Source organism: Leptolyngbya sp. NIES-2104 (genome assembly GCF_001485215.1).
GTDB lineage: Bacteria > Cyanobacteriota > Cyanobacteriia > Leptolyngbyales > Leptolyngbyaceae > Leptolyngbya.
Map to the genome: position 1 here is coordinate 270,760 of NZ_BBWW01000002.1, position 15,202 is coordinate 285,961.

Here is a 15,202-nt window from a genome sequence, read left to right on the forward strand (position 1 = left end):
GACTTAGAAGCACGCGAATGGTTTAGATAGAGGTAAAGAACCTCTCCGATCAAGCTGAGACAGAGCAGTTTGAATGCTTCGCTGCTCGATCTCGCCTTCCTGCATCGCTTGGCGAATCGGTTCTTGAATCATAATTAACGATTCAGGGGTGAGAGCATTCTGCCAGTCTTGGTAGCGCAATTGAAGGTAGAGCGCGATCGCTGGATTTTGATGAGCAGGTGCATCTTCTAAAATCTGTCGAATGGAAGTTAGTGATGCTCCATTTTGTCCAGCTTGCTTGATCAGAGTAATCGAGCCGTCATCGTTGCGCTGAACTTTTGCTGTTCGCGCACTAGCAATTCCGTAGGCGCTAAGTGTGCTTTTGAGGGCTTCGTCGTTGTCAGCGATCGCAACAGGAACCTGAATGGCAGGTCGATCGCCATCGTAGAACACTGCGATCGTTGCTTCTGTAGATTCGTTAGGTGTCGTCATAGATTAATGGGTAAAGTTCAAGAAGACAAATCGAACAAACTGCGTTGTGTACCTCTCACTTCTTTCGTTGTGGTTGGCTTTGACGTTGATTCGACATGAGCAGGGCGTTGATTCATGGAAGTTTTCGATTTGGCAGTTGTGTCGAGTTTGGGTTTTGCAGCTTCAGCTTTTGCTCGCTCGATTTGGCGTTGAGCTAGAACTTGCTCGTACTCGGTAATCCAATTGGGGAGACGCGATTGCACTTCACCCAACTGAGTTTCCCGAAACATCGGAAGCAAATGAGCAACTTCATCAGGACTGTGAATTCCAGGGAGAATCAGTCGTCCATCTGGATTTTGGTCATCGGGCAGGAGCGTGAAGGTGAGAAATAGCAGCAATGGCGGGACAAACTCGTTGGCAGTCGTATCTTCAGGCTCGGCTGAAGTTGTTGGTTCTCTCGAATCATTAGCATCTTGTTCAGTGGACAAGATCGAGTCATCTGTGGGAGAAGTCATAGATGTTGAAAGATCCTATTCATCAGGAATGTACTGTCGAAGATTTGGATTACGTTGGAGAATCTTCTTGGCTTTTGATTCAATTTGACGAATGCGTTCACGAGTTAAATTGAGAATTTGACCGATTTGTTCAAGTGTCATCGGATCACCCTCTAGCCCGAATCGTAGTCGCATTACAATTTGCTGCTTTTGGGTTAAGCCTCCAAGTGCTTGCTCGATTGTGTTGCGTAAAAGAGTTCGATCGACTAATTCTGCGGGTGTTTCACAGCCTAGTGTGTCTACTTGCTCATCAATGAAATTAATCAACGGATCATCCGAATCAGAGTTGATTGGACGATCGAGAGAATCAATCGATCGAAACGTTTCCTGTAGCTTGTGTAATTGCTCAACAGATATTTCGAGTTCAGTAGCGAATTCCTCTCGCGTTGGACTACGACTGAGGCGAATTGTTAACTGTCGATGAACTTTGTGCATCCGATACCATTTTTCATGGAGGTGAACTGGAATACGAACAGAACGCCCGTTATCCATCACCTCACGAGCAATGAACTGGCGAACCCACCAAGTTGCATAGGTTGAGAATTTATATCCCAGCTTCGGGTTAAACTTCTCTGCGGCGCGATCGAGTCCAATACTGCCAGCTTGCATCAAGTCCAAGAAATCCTCTGTGCTGTAATGTATGCGGCGTTTCTTGATAACCGATACCACAAGGCGTAAGTTGTGCTGAATCATTTTCGACTTAGCCCGATTGCCTCGTCGTAGAGTTGCTTGAATCTCAGCAGTAGAAATTTGCAGTGCCTGAGATAACTCATCCAGCGTTGGTTCGCGATCGAGCGATTGAGCGAGAGCTTGCTTTCGAGTGACGATCGCCATCATCTGCTGAATCTGAGTGCCGTATTCTTGCTCTTCGTCGCCTGTCAGTAGCGGATATTGACCAATTTGATTCAAGTAATCTCGAATTGTGCTGAAGTTAGGAGTCATAGGACATCCAAGGATAGTTGCTAGATTTCGACTGGCATCAGTAGAAATGACAAACTTGGCTGATGATCAGAGCTATCAGGTGCAGCAACCAGAAGCGGCGATTTTTCACCAACGATGTGAAGCTTGGCTTCGGTGTGATTGAGTCTTTGGATCACTCGCTGAAGGTTAGCTGCATTGAGGTGTGTGGTCAAAGAAGCTCCATTGATTTGCCCAGAGATCGATTCGCAGTGACCACCATTGGCAGATTTGCTTTCCGTATCGAGTCCGGTTGGAGTTGCCGTAAATTTAACCACTCGTGTGTTGATGCTTGTGACCATGACTAAATGGCGATCTAAACAACCGATCAGTTGATTTTGATCAACCGTGACCGTAGTTTGTACTTGCTGTCTCAGATTGCTCAAAATGTTTCGATAGTTTGAAAATTTTCCTTCGAGTACTCGAACGGTCATGCAGTGATGTGTCGCGTTCTCACCGTAGCGAAAGCGGATAATCGACGTGGGCGATTGTTCAGATTTTTCAAGCTCGATCGCAACCGTTTCGCTGACATTGAGATCTAAAAGCTCAGAGAGTTTTACCAGAGCATCGGCTCGAACAATGCAATCAAAATCTGGTGCTTCTTGTTCTGGTGTAGTCGTTTGATACAGACCCAGAACATGACCGTCCGCAGCGCACAAGCTGAAACAAGTTTGCTCGGATTGTTTCCATAGCTGGATTTGAACACCGTGATGGGGTGTTTGACTTTCATCTTTTGAAGCACACATCGCGATCGCTCGAATCGCTCGTTGTAGATCTCTCGCATTCAGTTCGTAAAGCTCGACTGTGCTATCGGGTTCAGGCAGCTTTGGATAATGAGTCGCAGGTTTAGCGGGAATTTCGCTTTGCGCGATCGCGCTGAGTAATCGAAGCTGAGATACTCCAGGCACAACTTCCAGAGTGATCGCTGTTTTTGGCATTTTCTCGATCAAGTTGGCAAACTGTAGTGGAGGAACGAGCAATTTGCCCGACTGCACGACGTTTGCAGGCAAACACACCCGCATTCCCATTTTGAGGTCAAATCCTTGCAAGAAGAGCTGCTGAGTGTCAGAGCAAGCTTCGATAACGAGGTATTTAAGTTCTGGATTCGTGCCCTGAGCCGGAACTGTTTTCACAACAAGCTGTGTTAGCTCTGAAAGGGTTGCTTGCTGTACCGTTGCAAGCCGTCCTTCGAGAGACGCTGATTGAGCTTCAACAAGAGGCGTTTCTGCTGCGACTGGTTTAGTTTTAGCAGTCGTTGATTTAGTTGATTTGCGCTTCGTCGATTGAGTCATGAGAATCTTCCTCGGTATAATGAATATGAGAAACGAACGGCTTGTTGAACTTGTCGATCGCAGCCTGCATCACCGAGATGTCGATGAATTGCAGGCATTGAATATCGAATCGAAACGTTGTGAGACTGGCTATTGAGAATGCGCTGAATCCGCGCTGCGTCTAGCCCTAATTGCTGCCCGACGGTTTGACAGAATATGTCAGCCGATGGAGCTAAACAGTAGGGGTAGTTTTGTAGCCAGTTCTCCCAGCCGAAAACTTCTCGTGCGATCGTGCAAAGCGTATCACTTCGCTGTCCAACTGGAATTTCGTTCAATTGTTGGAGTAAAAATCTTACTCGCTGACAGACTAGATGTTCGATCGCGATTGGACGATCGGTAGATGATACGGAGCTAGTTGAAGGTGCGATCGCCTTCAACAGCGAGGCTCCCGTTGGTTGAGTTCGAGCAAAGATGCTAATGCTGTCGAGTGATTCGATTTGAATCGGCATGACTCTCTGAATCGATTGATATTGCCCACTTTTTCCTTGAGTCGGTGCTAATACAATAATTTTTCCTTCACCGATTAGCTCACCTGCTTGAAAGCCTTCTGGTTGAAAAGCAAAGTTAGAGAAATCGGGCAATGGATTGCAGCGCACTCCAAGATGCCACCCTTGGCTTTGGCTGATTTCGATAAAGGTAGATTTGAGACAAGGTGCAAACTCCAGGTAAGCTTGCAGAATTGTCCAACAGTCTTCGATCGACTGAAATCGATGCACATCGAAATCAAGCCAAACCGTATTATTCCATCCTCCCATTGTGGCAATCCCGGTTCTCCAGTCGCAGAACCATCGTTTGATTTTGCTGGAACTCGGTAGGCGATGCTGAAAGTCCTGATGTTTGATGAGGCACGGCTGTCCATTGAAATTGAGATAGGAAGGATTTTTTCCAGTGAACCGGGGAAGTGGTTCAGTGTTTGGGATGATTGGCAGTTTTGGATACTGGTGCGGATCTTGGTAGGGTGCGATCGGGAGCGGCGGATAACCGTGATCGAGCAGCCATACAATCGTGTCGTTGATACTGAGGTTAGGACTATAGCGATCGCCAGAATAAGACATGAATTTGAATGTGAACTAAGCAGCCAGAGCAACTGCATCCATTTGAGCCTCGGTCATTAGTCCCAAAGCCTCATTCAGTTGCTCTTGTCGTTCGAGAGCTGCTTTGAGAGCATCAGTTTTCTCGAAGGACTGACCATACAACGGACGGATTTGTTCAAGTTCTGCGGTTAGCGTTTCTAAACTCTGACGGCAGTTTTGAATGAATTTTGCAATTTGATCCGGACAATGCTCCAAGGCGCTGAGTGTTCCTTTTGCGGTTTCTCGAACTTCGGTTTCATAGCTGCGTTCTCCTTGCAGGCGTAAGATAGTAGTCTGAAAGATAGGTTCATGCTCAATCCACAGTTCAAATCCTGCAAACGTCCCGCTCGCTTGTTTAGCAGCACGTCTACTGTGAACTAGATCGGTTGCAATATCTTGTAAGGCTTGAGCAGCTTCGCTCCGTTTAGTGTAGGGAATCTCGGAATGATTGAGCATCAGTTGAAAAGCTTCTCCTTGCGTTGGAATCAGTGCTTGTGCATCGTGTTGGTAAGCATTGAGGGCTTGTTGAACGCTCTCGATTTGGTGAGGTAATTGATCGAGTTGTTGAGCGATCGCAATTTGTGTTCCTTGCCAATCTTGCTCTTCGATCAATAATTTTTGAATTTGATTGTCCAACTCTACTTTTTCTAGCAATCGTCGATCTCCGGTTGCAGTTGCCATTAGCAAGCTAAAGTCGAGTGTCGTTTCGTCAATGTCCTCGATCGTTCTGATGGAATCATCAGTCTGATACAGTCCTTCCTCGATAAACCGAGCTTTACGAACATTGACTTCGTACAGATACGAATCCGGTGAGAGTCCTTGAATCTGTTTATTCTCCTCATTCTGGTACGGTTTACCTGTCGTGACGTAGGAAACGATTTCGACCTCTGAGTGCATATTGCCAGGTCGGAGAATGCGCCCGTCTCGCTGCCAACGCTCGGTCGGGCGAAGGGGGCAATCCAAATGCCGCAATACCTTGAGGCGATCAGGAATTTGGGTTCCGGCTCCGATCGTCGGTGTACTGCCGCAAAGAATTCTCACATCACCTTGTCGCACCCGTCGGAAGAGTTGAGCTTTCTGCTCGTCGGTTGTAGCATCCTGAGCAAAGGCAAGTTCGTGTTCTGGAATGCCACGATCGATTAAACGACGCTTCAGATACGGATGAATAAACCCGTGACCAATATCGACAAACAGCAATTGAGTACATCGCTCTGTCTGTGTTTCGACCCAGGTTTGATAAGTATCTTCAATGAATTGCTCCAACTTGCTGTGTTCGTTTGCCAAGGCTGCAATTTCAGCATCATCTAGAAATTGGCGTAACACTGAGCTTGGTAAACAGCGCAGATCAATGACACCTTGTTTGACGTGAGTGGTAATCAATGGGTAATTATCCGTTTTGGATCGCCGCCCTTGAAGTTTTTTCGCTCGTGCTGCAATGTAATCGAAAAACTTCAGTTGTGCTGCTGTTGCGGGAATTTCAGCCGTTTGATAATTGGGCTTCGGCTTTTCAATATCGAGTTGTGACTCAGTAACAATGTCTGCGACTAATAGCCAAAGTTCTCGAAACTCTGGCAGGTTTGACCAACTGGATAAGCGCGTCTTGATCTCAAGTGTTGTTGCTGCGGTAATCTCCGCAGAAACTTTTGGTTCAGCAAACGTTGAGATAAATGAGTCAAAGTGGCGAATCCCTCTAGCTTCAAGAACTTGAGGGCAGAGATAAACCAAGTTCACCCAACTTTGTCCGAGTGTGTTCTGAATTGGTGTTGCCGTTAGAAGAACTAGACCTTTATCGCGTCCGTGTAGTTGAGCTAAATACTGGGTTTTGTAGTAGAGATCTAAAGCGCGATCGGAGTTAGAAGATGAAATGCCTAACACGCCCTGCATCTGTGTTTCAGTTGCCAAGCCTAAATAGTCCTGGCTTTCATCGACGAGTAGCAGATCAATGCCTAAATCTTCCCAATAAACAGTATTGTCGCGTTGGACTGAATCGATGTGTTCTCGAATTTTCTCTTCTGTGCGATCGACCTTTTTCTCTAACTGTTTTGCTGCTCGTTTCCCACTACGCTTGCGTTTGTAATTCTCACTGCGAACACGATCAGTTTCATTCGCAATAATTGAATCGATTGTTTCGGTTCGCAGTTTCAACATTTTGAATGCCGTTTGCGACATCACAATAAAATCCCATTCTCCGGTTGCAGCACGAGAAACGAGTTCTTGACGCTTTTTAGCAGAATCAAGATCGCGGGTTGAGATGGTGAGAATTCGCAATCCTGGATAGATTTGTGCGGCTTCTGCTGCTTGTTGAAGAACGAGATGATCTTTAACCACTAAAGCAGGCTTACTGCATTGGTAGTGATGGCGCATTTCTTGGGCAGCAACGATCGCGATCGCAGTCTTCCCGGAGCCTGTCGGATACTGAATCAGCGTGTTTCCGCTACTAATAATTCGCCAAATCGCATTCAGTTGATAAGCCCGTTTCGGATTGTAGAGACGATCGAGCCAAGTTGCTGACACGCCTTGTAGCTTGCCTTTAAGATGAGTGCCGTCATATTGTCGCCGCCGCAAACAATTGAAGTCGCGATTGTAGATGTCAACGAGTCGTGTCGCTCGCTTCCAGTCTTGCCAAATCCAGCGCTTGAAGAGTTCTTTTAGTCGTTCTTGCTTTAACAATGCGCGTCGAGTTTCATCGCGATTTTTGACTCGCGTATCTTTGTCGATCGTGTCATACACCACAGGCAGTTTCTGATTCAGAGCAAGCTCAACCAAGCGAATCGCAGAAACACGGCTCGTTCCATACTGAGAAGAAATTAAGGTGCTGTCAGCGCCACGATATTCCACTTTCCAATGGGCACTGTGAATTGAATGAGTGACGTTCAGCAGCTTGGATAGACTTGATCCCTGAATTCCTAGAGTTTCGCGAATGAAGTCTTCGACTACATCGCCTGGAATCCACGGAGAACCAAGACGAGCGTAAATTTGTCCTGCTTTCAGAGGTTTTGGCTGTACCTGCTTAAGTGCCTCAACATTAATCAAGTAACCTGGAGATTGTTGTGCTGCCTTATCTGCTTGCTCCAATTTGAGACGAACGTTACCACTTAAATACTCTTCGGCAGTAATCCATCGATCAAGATCGAGATCACGGAAAATGAGCGGTGTCGTTCCCGACTGCTGAAGTTCTCCAACAATATCGGCTTCTGATTTACGATACAACTCACTCATGTACGCCAAATCAACGGCTCCGCGATCGGCAAGTGAGTGAACTAGAGCTTCGGTTGCCGTCTTCACTTCGTCGATCGCAGGCACTCGAACCAAGGTGCGCTTGAAGAATAAATCTGCTTTCTCGGTTTCTTCTGGACGATCTGGATTCCAGACTTCCAAAGCCAGCAATAGCGGATACTCTGGATCATTTCCGAACGCAAGTTCATTGCCCTGAGAATGTAGCCAGCCGTACTGCGTGATAAATTCGTCGTAGCGTTGGTTAAGAACCAGTTGGGCTTGTTCGAGTTCGCGGTCGTCATCCGACTCCCATTGAATATTTAGCACTTGTCTTACTGCGTCGCGAATTTGAATCAGCCACCACAGCCGCCTACGTTTCATCCCTTTCGCTTCAACACGATGAAGTTGCCCGTCACGACATTGATGAGGTTGATCTCGATACCAAATATACGCGAACGGTTTGACAGATGATTGCAGTTCTGGCGGAATCGGTAAGCAATCTCGCGCGTCTGAGCTAACTGAAACTTGGACAGGGCGCGATCGATAGATACTTTCTGGCAGATCCCGCAGGGCTTGACTTAAAACTTTTGGTAAATTCGAGTGAGTTGGTTGGAGTGAGAGTCGAGGGCTGGCGTAGAGTTTATCGATTGCGAGTTCACCCAGTAGATGGTGCGGGTGAGTTTGAAAATAGCGATTCAGTAAAAGCGGCTCTTGTGTTTCTGGATTGATGATGGGACTTTCGACTAAATCAACCCATTCTTCAGCGTTTCCGGCTTCTCCAGACTCTAAGATTTGGAAAAAGAGCAGATCAGCCGGTGCATCTGTATGGCTGAAACTGCGAAAGGCAGTCATCGGTAATTTAAAGGCTCCTAGCAGCCGCACCAAACTGCTAATTCGTTCACGAAACGCCTGTCCGCGTTTAGATTGCAGCGTTCCAACGGAGGTCAGAACGGCGATGATTCCACCAGGGCGAACAGCCTGAATCGATCGTGCCAAACAATAGTTGTGCAACCCATCGAGTGACCAATTCACAAACTGTGGATCGTAGGGCGTAACTTCTGAGTAAGGAACGTTGCCGATACATCCATCGAAATGATTAACGGCGAGTCGAGTGCGCTCTAATGCTTGAAGGTAAACATTTGTTTCTGGATAAAGCATCTGGCAAATGCTGCCACTGATCGAATCAATTTCAACCCCTGTCCAACGACACGACCAATCGACGGGTGTAAGTCCAATGAACAAACCTGTGCCAACAGTCGGTTCTAGCCACTCTCCACCATCACAGCCGAGCCGCGTTAGTCCTTCATAAATGCACTGAGCGATCGCAGGTGGCGTATAGTAAGCGGTCGTCATCGTTCCTCGCATTCGATCGAACTCTTCGGGAGACAGTAGCTCTCTTAACTCAGCCGCCAGCTTCGCCCATTCTGATTTCGGTGGGTCAACAAAGAGATCCGCACTCAGTCCAGCGCCTAGATGAAGACATAGACGCATTTGTTCGTCGATCGAAGCGGGGCGATTTTCGGCTTGCAGTTGCTTTAAGTGTTGAATCGCTTCGATGCTATCCTTAACTTTCTGGCGCTGAGAGCGAGTGGTTGAGAGTTCCCTTAGTAACCGATCCTGTGGAATGCAGGTAGCAGATTGCAGCGATCGCCCAGTTGGGCTACTAATGTCATTCGTTTGAATCCAAGTGAATAAGTCTGTCATAATTTGTAGGAGAATAACGAACAAAAGAAAAAAGACTGACCGAAGTCAGCCTTGAGTGAGTTGGAATTTCGTTAGCACTTGCTGTAATTGCGATTGATTACTCGATCGCAGCGGTCACCAACTCTGAAGAGCCGTTTTGCGCTAGAAGTTGATCGGCTTGTTGGCTCAGTTGAGCTTGCAATTTCTGCCGTACCACTTCTGGGTCAAACGAGGATTTCACCTTTGGTCGGTAGTCCGGCACATTCGGGAGTTGCCCGCGTCCGTGCAGCGTATCTGCATGATCAAGATGAACTTGATTGGCAGCACGTTCTTGATACTGGTCAAGCTGCTCTTGATTGATCGCCAGCAGGTAAGTTCGCATCAAATTACAGCGTTCTTGATCAGTCAGCTTGTGGGTCGTTGGAGGTTGTCCTGAACCGACTCGATAACTTGTCTTCGCTCGATCGATGACACAGGCAGCACCGAGCGATACTTCTTTATCGTGACGTGCGATCGCATCTTTGAGAATCTTCTGAATCCGCTTCTTCAGAACTTTGGGAGCATTCGCAGCTTGGCTTTCAAGGATATCTTCTCGACTTTCGAGTTGCGAGAGATACTGTTCCTCGAATACCTCAGACACGCCTTCCCAAGCTGGTGCGAAGATGTCTTCCCACAGCCGTTGTTGCTCATATTCTGGATAGAGAGACTTTCCAGTGTAGAGATCTTTGCGTCCGCGTGTGCCTGGAATTTCGTAGTCTACTAAATCTCCATTTTGTAGATGCAGCCAGAACAAGCGACGACGAGTGTAACGCCAGACGAGAGTTCGGAAGCCGTAGCAGAGCGATCGATACTCACCGTAAAGTGCGTTCAACTGATTGACGGCTTTGACCGACACACCATGAGTTGGATCAAGTGCAAGCTTTCTGGCAAGCTCTTTGGAATTGCAATAATACGACATTGAAGAAACTCCTTCTTTATGGTTCCTCTCTTCGTCGCTAGACCATTATTTATATTGATTAACGAGTTCATTTTTTGAATTACTCTTTGTTTTTTTATTTTGAGTAGCAAAGGTGAAGAAGTGAGAAGAGGATAAGAGAGGGGTTAAGTTTGAGCTAGAGTTTTGGGATAGGAGCGATTAATTGCAATGGAGTGACTGAAACTGCGATGGCAAGACAAAAGAAACCTACCAAAGCTCTCGATACTGGTCAGCAGATCCTAAGTGCATTGACGCAGCAGGAAATTGCTCAACTCCTGAATGTTCTACTTGAGGTCTTGCCGCCTGACTTACAGGCGCGATCGCTGGCTCAACTTTCCGAAGACACGCAGCAAACGATCCAGCGCATTCTAGCTCCGATTCCTGATGATCCGCCTCAAGCTGATGACAGCCAACCGACTTCGATCGCAAAACAGGCTCAAACTTGGGCAACCCTCTGGAAAGCTTGGAATAAAATCGTCAGTGAAGCTTCGCAAGAAGACGGAAAATATATTGTCCAAGAAGCACATTGGGAACCGCCCTACTTCGATGCAACAACTTTGATGGAAGATCTAGAAGGTATTGCTGTTCAAATGCAGCCGCTCCTCCGCACCGCATTTGAGCATGAGTTTGCACCAAGTGATGGATTTGTCTCAGCCCTGATGGAAGTGGAAGTAGAAGCCTCCTCTAGTCTGGAAGACTGGGTGGAAATCACAGATGGGCTGTTGTTGAAACATCATTTGACAAATGCCTTGTTGCAATGGGAGTGGCTCTCTGCTCATCAACAGAACTGGGATGCTTATCAGTTTGCTCAACACATTCGAGAATGCGAACTACAATTTGAGCAGATAGAACTGGAGCGGGATGCTATCTTTGATTTTTTCGCACAGCTATCTGAATCGGAACAGCGGTGTATTCTAACCGGGCTGCTGACTGATGTAGAGACAGATCAATGGCAGCAAGAATTAAATTCCACTTACTCTTCCTGGCAGCGTCTCTATCTGCATCTCATCGAGCGCTATGCTCCAGAACGCTATTTGGATAGTCTACGTCAGACGATTCCTCAACGCTGGGAAAATGGCTTGCTCATTCTCGAAGCTTTACTCGCAGAACAAAAATACAGCGAGAGTTTGATCATTGTTCAAGAAACCCTTCAGGCGCTGTTGAGTTTCAAACGAGTGGAGGTAGACTGGTCTCCCGAAGCAACACTCTTGATCGCGGCTGTGAACTTCCTTTATTCAGAAGAGCAGAAAAATGCAAGTCAGTTGTTAGGTTACTACCGACAGGTAGCGGCAGGATTAAATCAAACTGAGCGATCGAACGCCCTAGCCGTTCAGCAGATCGCGATCGCGCATTGGTCAGATTGGTCAGCAATGTTCCAAGCGTTCACTAATACTCCGCTTTCGGACTCCACATATCAAGGGCTGTTCCAATCCTGGCGCAACTATGTCGATCGTAGAACTAAACCCAGAATTTGGAGACTCTATGGCGTACCTAAAAGTCTTGATACTTGGTGGGTTCTCTGGTTAATCGACAGTATTGCAGATCCCCAAAAGGGCGCAACTTGGTTTCAGCAAACGATCACCGATTGGCTGTCTCAGCTTCCTGGCGATGAACGGCAATTAGGCGAGAACTACGATGTGCTGAAACTGTTGACCAAAGATTTGATTGAAATTCAGAACAAGGGAAAACATCAACATCCTTGGTTCTACGAAGTCGTGATTCGTCCGAATGAGTCTGCAATGGAGAGTAATTCATCCCGACAAGCCTATCTCAAACAGTATGCGCCTCCTGATTTACTCGATCAGGTGATGAACTATTGGAAGACTCATCTAAAAGCATTTGTGCCCCGACCAGAGGCTGCTAAAGGCTCTGAGTACGGAGCGCAAGCTCGCTGGATGGCAGCATTGAAGGAGCTTTCTCCTAGCAACTATGAAACGCTGCTCACCCAATGGCGGGAAGTGCATCGACGACGCAGCAATTTGTGGAAAGCGATGCAAGAATTAGGACTGAACTGATATGAATGTAGAAGTCACGATCGTGGTTTCAACTCCGCCGCGAGAAGAGGATTTTGATAGCCTGAGACTTGCAGCAGCTAGGCTCACAGATCATCCAAGCAGCATTACGGTGCAAATGGAGCAAACTAACGATCGCATTTCCCTGATTACGAATTTCACGATGCGAACCACCGCTCAGTACAAAGTGGTCGGCGATATCTCCAGCCAATTCAAGTTCCACACCTTTGATATTGAGGGATATGAGGACATAATTATCACATTTCCCAAGTCAGGTAGAGGGGATTGACCATGAGTGAGTACCAATATTACGAATTTCGCACGGTTGATCGCATTCTCACCGCGAAAGAGCAGGCAGAGATCAAAAAGCTCTCCAGTCGGGTTCAACTCACCTCAACGCAGGCAACCTTCGTTTACAACTATGGAGATTTTCGAGGTGATCCGGAAAAGGTCTTAACCGATTACTTTGACATCATGTTTTATGTTGCGAGTTGGAGTACTTGGAGGCTGATGTTTCGGTTCCCGAAAGCGATCGCTGATCCTAAATGGTTTCAGCCTTACGAATTACCAGATTCAATAACAATTTCAACCACTCCGAAATACACGGTGCTAGATGTTGAAATCAGTGATGAAGAGGGCTTGCGACCTTGGACGACAGGGGAAGGGTGGCTCTCGCGCTTGCTACCGCTCCGCGATGAACTGCTCCAGGGAGATTTGCGCTTGTTGTATCTCGCCTGGTTGCGAGTAGCTCCTAACTTGGCTGGCTATGTTTTAGAAGACGATCCCGTTGAGCCTGCTATTCCGCCTAATCTGGGACAGTTATCCGAGCCGTTGAAAGCGTTTATTGAATGGGTTGGACTCGATGCAGATTGGGTGACGGTGGCGGCTCAAGCAAGTGTGCGTCAGCGCTTAGCGCAAAGCGCAACTCCGAAGGAACCGAAAACAGAACAACCTTTAGAAAACTGGCTATCTGCACTATCTGAGGCTGAGAAGCAGGAATTTCTGCTCAAACTGGTGCGACGGGAATCACAGGTTGATTTGCAATTGATCACGCGATTGCAGGAATTGGCGGGGGTAGAGCGATCTCAGCCTGAATCGACACCCGGATATCGACGGCTTTCTGACTTGGGAACCGCTGCTCAACAACTCAGAACGCAGCGCCAGCGAAAAGAGCAGGATGCGGCGCAGGAAAAGCGAATTCGAGAGTTAGAAGCCCTAGCACCGAAGGAAGCCCAAATGTGGCAAAAAGTCACGGAACTGATCGATCGCAAGCAGCCAAAATACTATGATGAAGCGACTACTTTGCTCAAGGACTTGCGCGATTTGGCGAAACATCAGGGGCGATTGCCTTCGGCAACAGCGAAGCTTCCGGTGGAATTTACCGAACGCTTTGAAGGACTGCGGGCAGAATATCAAAGTCGTCGTGCTTTGATGACCCGATTTAGTAAAATTCAGCCTCAAGATTGACAACGGAATTTACGATCGCGATGCTTTATGATCGAGTCGGTTCTCTGTAGGGTTTGTCATGACGGGTAGTAATGATGCGATCGATCACGACCGTTTGTTCAAAGAACTCATCTCGACCTTTTTCCTGGAGTTTCTCGAACTCTTTTTGCCAGAGATGCGGGCAACCATTGACCCCGACTCCATTCGGTTCCTCCAGCAGGAATACTTTGCCGACCTCACCGCAGGGGAAGACAAGATTATCGATCTGCTCGTGGAAGTGAAACAACTGGGCGAAGATGCCGTTTTCATTTTCCATCTCGAAGCCCAAGCGTCCCCAGAATCCCACTTCACCCGACGGATTTTCTTTTACTTTGCACGATTGCACCAAAAGTTTCTTCTGCGAATTTATCCAATCGTCATCTTCTCCTTCGACCAGCCTTATCGCGAAGAACCGCACACCTACACCGTCGAGTTTCCCAATTGGAAAGTGTTGGAATTCAACTTCAAATCTATCCAATTGAATCGCCTGAACTGGCGAGATTTTCTGAATCAGCCGAACCCCGTGGCGGCCGCCTTGATGAGCAAGATGCGGATTGCGATCGCAGACCGTCCGAGGGTGAAAGTCGAGTGTCTACGATTATTGGCGACGTTGCAACTTGATCCAGCCCGGACGAGATTAATCTCAGGCTTTGTAGACACGTATCTGAAACTGAATGCGATCGAGACTCAGGCATTTCAGGCGGAAATTGCTAAAATTGAACCAGAACGGAGGGAGGGCGTGATGCAGATTGTCACCAGTTGGATGCAAGAGGGGATCGACCAAGGCATTGCACGAGAGCGATCGCTCGTTTTGCGTCTGCTCACCAAGCGAGTTGGAACCTTGTCGTCTGAAGTTCGTGATCGCATTGACCAACTTTCCATTGAGCAAGTAGAAGCACTAGGGGAAGCGCTATTAGAGTTTGGGAGTTTAACAGACTTGGAGGCTTGGCTTTCACAGTCATTGGACGATTAGAGCGGACGGCTTCTAGCAACCCGTTTCTTTTAAGGCAAAGCAAGATTGCGATCGCGACTCCTGTTCAGGATGGGTACAATTATCCCTTTGGGAACTGCGAAGTGATCGTGCGCTCCGATTCTGTTAGAAGCGATTTCTTTATTCCTTCTTCAGGTGTTAAAGGGCGGCTTTGCATTGACTTCCTTCGACCGTCCATCTTCTGAGTTGAGCTTTCGAGGTTCATGCGTCAGCTTCTGAGGTTCATGATTGAGCTTCCGAAGCTCATGAGGTGAGTGCTGGAAGCTCACAATTCAGCTTTGAAAGTTTAGGGATGAGCTTTAGAAGGTGTTATGTAGGGTAAGACTGAAACTTTTTCGATAGATTAGGAGAATTCGCTCAAGGCAGGAATTAATTATAGGGATTTGCTGAAGAAAAAGAATGACCTTCATAGTTAGGGCTATTATCGCTCTTAAATCTACCCATTTGATGGGCTAGATGGAATTGGTTCCCATC

Annotated in this window: 11 protein-coding genes; 4 read left to right on the forward strand and 7 right to left on the reverse strand. The window is 47.3% G+C overall.

What is annotated here, in order from left to right:
• Positions 1-3 precede the first annotated feature (3 nt).
• From NIES2104_RS28565 to NIES2104_RS28595, 7 genes are all read right to left on the reverse strand, one after another.
• Positions 4-471: a hypothetical protein gene (locus NIES2104_RS28565; RefSeq protein ID WP_059002316.1), complete on the reverse strand. Its 468-nt coding sequence runs from the start codon at positions 469-471 to the stop codon at positions 4-6.
• Positions 472-488: 17 nt separating this feature from the next.
• Positions 489-965, reverse strand: coding sequence for a hypothetical protein (locus tag NIES2104_RS28570; protein ID WP_059002317.1), 477 nt, complete (start codon positions 963-965; stop codon positions 489-491).
• 15 nt (positions 966-980) lie between these two features.
• Entirely contained in the window at positions 981-1,946 is a 966-nt protein-coding gene (locus NIES2104_RS28575) for a sigma-70 family RNA polymerase sigma factor (RefSeq protein ID WP_059002318.1), read from the reverse strand.
• A gap of 20 nt (positions 1,947-1,966) precedes the next feature.
• On the reverse strand, positions 1,967-3,253 hold the full coding sequence (locus NIES2104_RS28580; protein WP_059002319.1) for a hypothetical protein: 1,287 nt from the start codon (positions 3,251-3,253) through the stop codon (positions 1,967-1,969).
• Positions 3,250-4,347 (reverse strand): hypothetical protein, encoded by a 1,098-nt coding sequence (locus NIES2104_RS28585; RefSeq protein ID WP_059002320.1) that lies wholly within the window; start codon positions 4,345-4,347, stop codon positions 3,250-3,252. The genes NIES2104_RS28580 and NIES2104_RS28585 overlap by 4 nt, the downstream gene beginning before the upstream one ends.
• A gap of 15 nt (positions 4,348-4,362) precedes the next feature.
• Entirely contained in the window at positions 4,363-9,285 is a 4,923-nt protein-coding gene (locus NIES2104_RS28590; RefSeq protein WP_059002321.1) for a DEAD/DEAH box helicase, read from the reverse strand.
• Positions 9,286-9,382: 97 nt separating this feature from the next.
• Complete coding sequence (locus tag NIES2104_RS28595) at positions 9,383-10,222, reverse strand: hypothetical protein (RefSeq protein WP_059002322.1); 840 nt, start codon at positions 10,220-10,222, stop codon at positions 9,383-9,385.
• 206 nt (positions 10,223-10,428) lie between these two features.
• On the opposite strand from NIES2104_RS28595, the gene NIES2104_RS28600 reads away from it, so the two are divergent.
• Genes NIES2104_RS28600 through NIES2104_RS28615 form a run of 4 tightly spaced genes read left to right on the forward strand, consistent with a single transcriptional unit; the run spans position 10,429 to position 14,710 of the window.
• A complete protein-coding gene (locus tag NIES2104_RS28600; protein ID WP_059002323.1) occupies positions 10,429-12,255 on the forward strand; it encodes a hypothetical protein in 1,827 nt (608 codons plus the stop codon).
• A 1-nt stretch (position 12,256) separates the two neighbouring features.
• A complete protein-coding gene (locus NIES2104_RS28605) occupies positions 12,257-12,541 on the forward strand; it encodes a hypothetical protein (RefSeq protein ID WP_059002324.1) in 285 nt (94 codons plus the stop codon).
• A 2-nt stretch (positions 12,542-12,543) separates the two neighbouring features.
• Positions 12,544-13,719 carry a hypothetical protein gene (locus NIES2104_RS28610; RefSeq protein WP_059002325.1) on the forward strand — a complete coding sequence of 392 codons (1,176 nt, stop codon included), beginning with the start codon at positions 12,544-12,546 and terminating at the stop codon, positions 13,717-13,719.
• A gap of 58 nt (positions 13,720-13,777) precedes the next feature.
• Positions 13,778-14,710, forward strand: coding sequence for a DUF4351 domain-containing protein (locus tag NIES2104_RS28615; RefSeq protein ID WP_059002326.1), 933 nt, complete (start codon positions 13,778-13,780; stop codon positions 14,708-14,710).
• Positions 14,711-15,202 lie beyond the last annotated feature (492 nt).

Excerpts from the sequence above, each read along its gene's own strand:
- NIES2104_RS28565 (WP_059002316.1), bottom strand. The coding sequence starts at position 471 with ATGACGACACCTAACGAATCTACAGAAGCAACGATCGCAGTGTTCTAC.
- NIES2104_RS28570 (WP_059002317.1), bottom strand. The coding sequence starts at position 965 with ATGACTTCTCCCACAGATGACTCGATCTTGTCCACTGAACAAGATGCT.
- NIES2104_RS28575 (WP_059002318.1), bottom strand. The coding sequence starts at position 1,946 with ATGACTCCTAACTTCAGCACAATTCGAGATTACTTGAATCAAATTGGT.
- NIES2104_RS28580 (WP_059002319.1), bottom strand. The coding sequence starts at position 3,253 with ATGACTCAATCGACGAAGCGCAAATCAACTAAATCAACGACTGCTAAA.
- NIES2104_RS28585 (WP_059002320.1), bottom strand. The coding sequence starts at position 4,347 with ATGTCTTATTCTGGCGATCGCTATAGTCCTAACCTCAGTATCAACGAC.
- NIES2104_RS28590 (WP_059002321.1), bottom strand. The coding sequence starts at position 9,285 with ATGACAGACTTATTCACTTGGATTCAAACGAATGACATTAGTAGCCCA.
- NIES2104_RS28595 (WP_059002322.1), bottom strand. The coding sequence starts at position 10,222 with ATGTCGTATTATTGCAATTCCAAAGAGCTTGCCAGAAAGCTTGCACTT.
- NIES2104_RS28600 (WP_059002323.1), top strand. The coding sequence starts at position 10,429 with ATGGCAAGACAAAAGAAACCTACCAAAGCTCTCGATACTGGTCAGCAG.
- NIES2104_RS28605 (WP_059002324.1), top strand. The coding sequence starts at position 12,257 with ATGAATGTAGAAGTCACGATCGTGGTTTCAACTCCGCCGCGAGAAGAG.
- NIES2104_RS28610 (WP_059002325.1), top strand. The coding sequence starts at position 12,544 with ATGAGTGAGTACCAATATTACGAATTTCGCACGGTTGATCGCATTCTC.
- NIES2104_RS28615 (WP_059002326.1), top strand. The coding sequence starts at position 13,778 with ATGACGGGTAGTAATGATGCGATCGATCACGACCGTTTGTTCAAAGAA.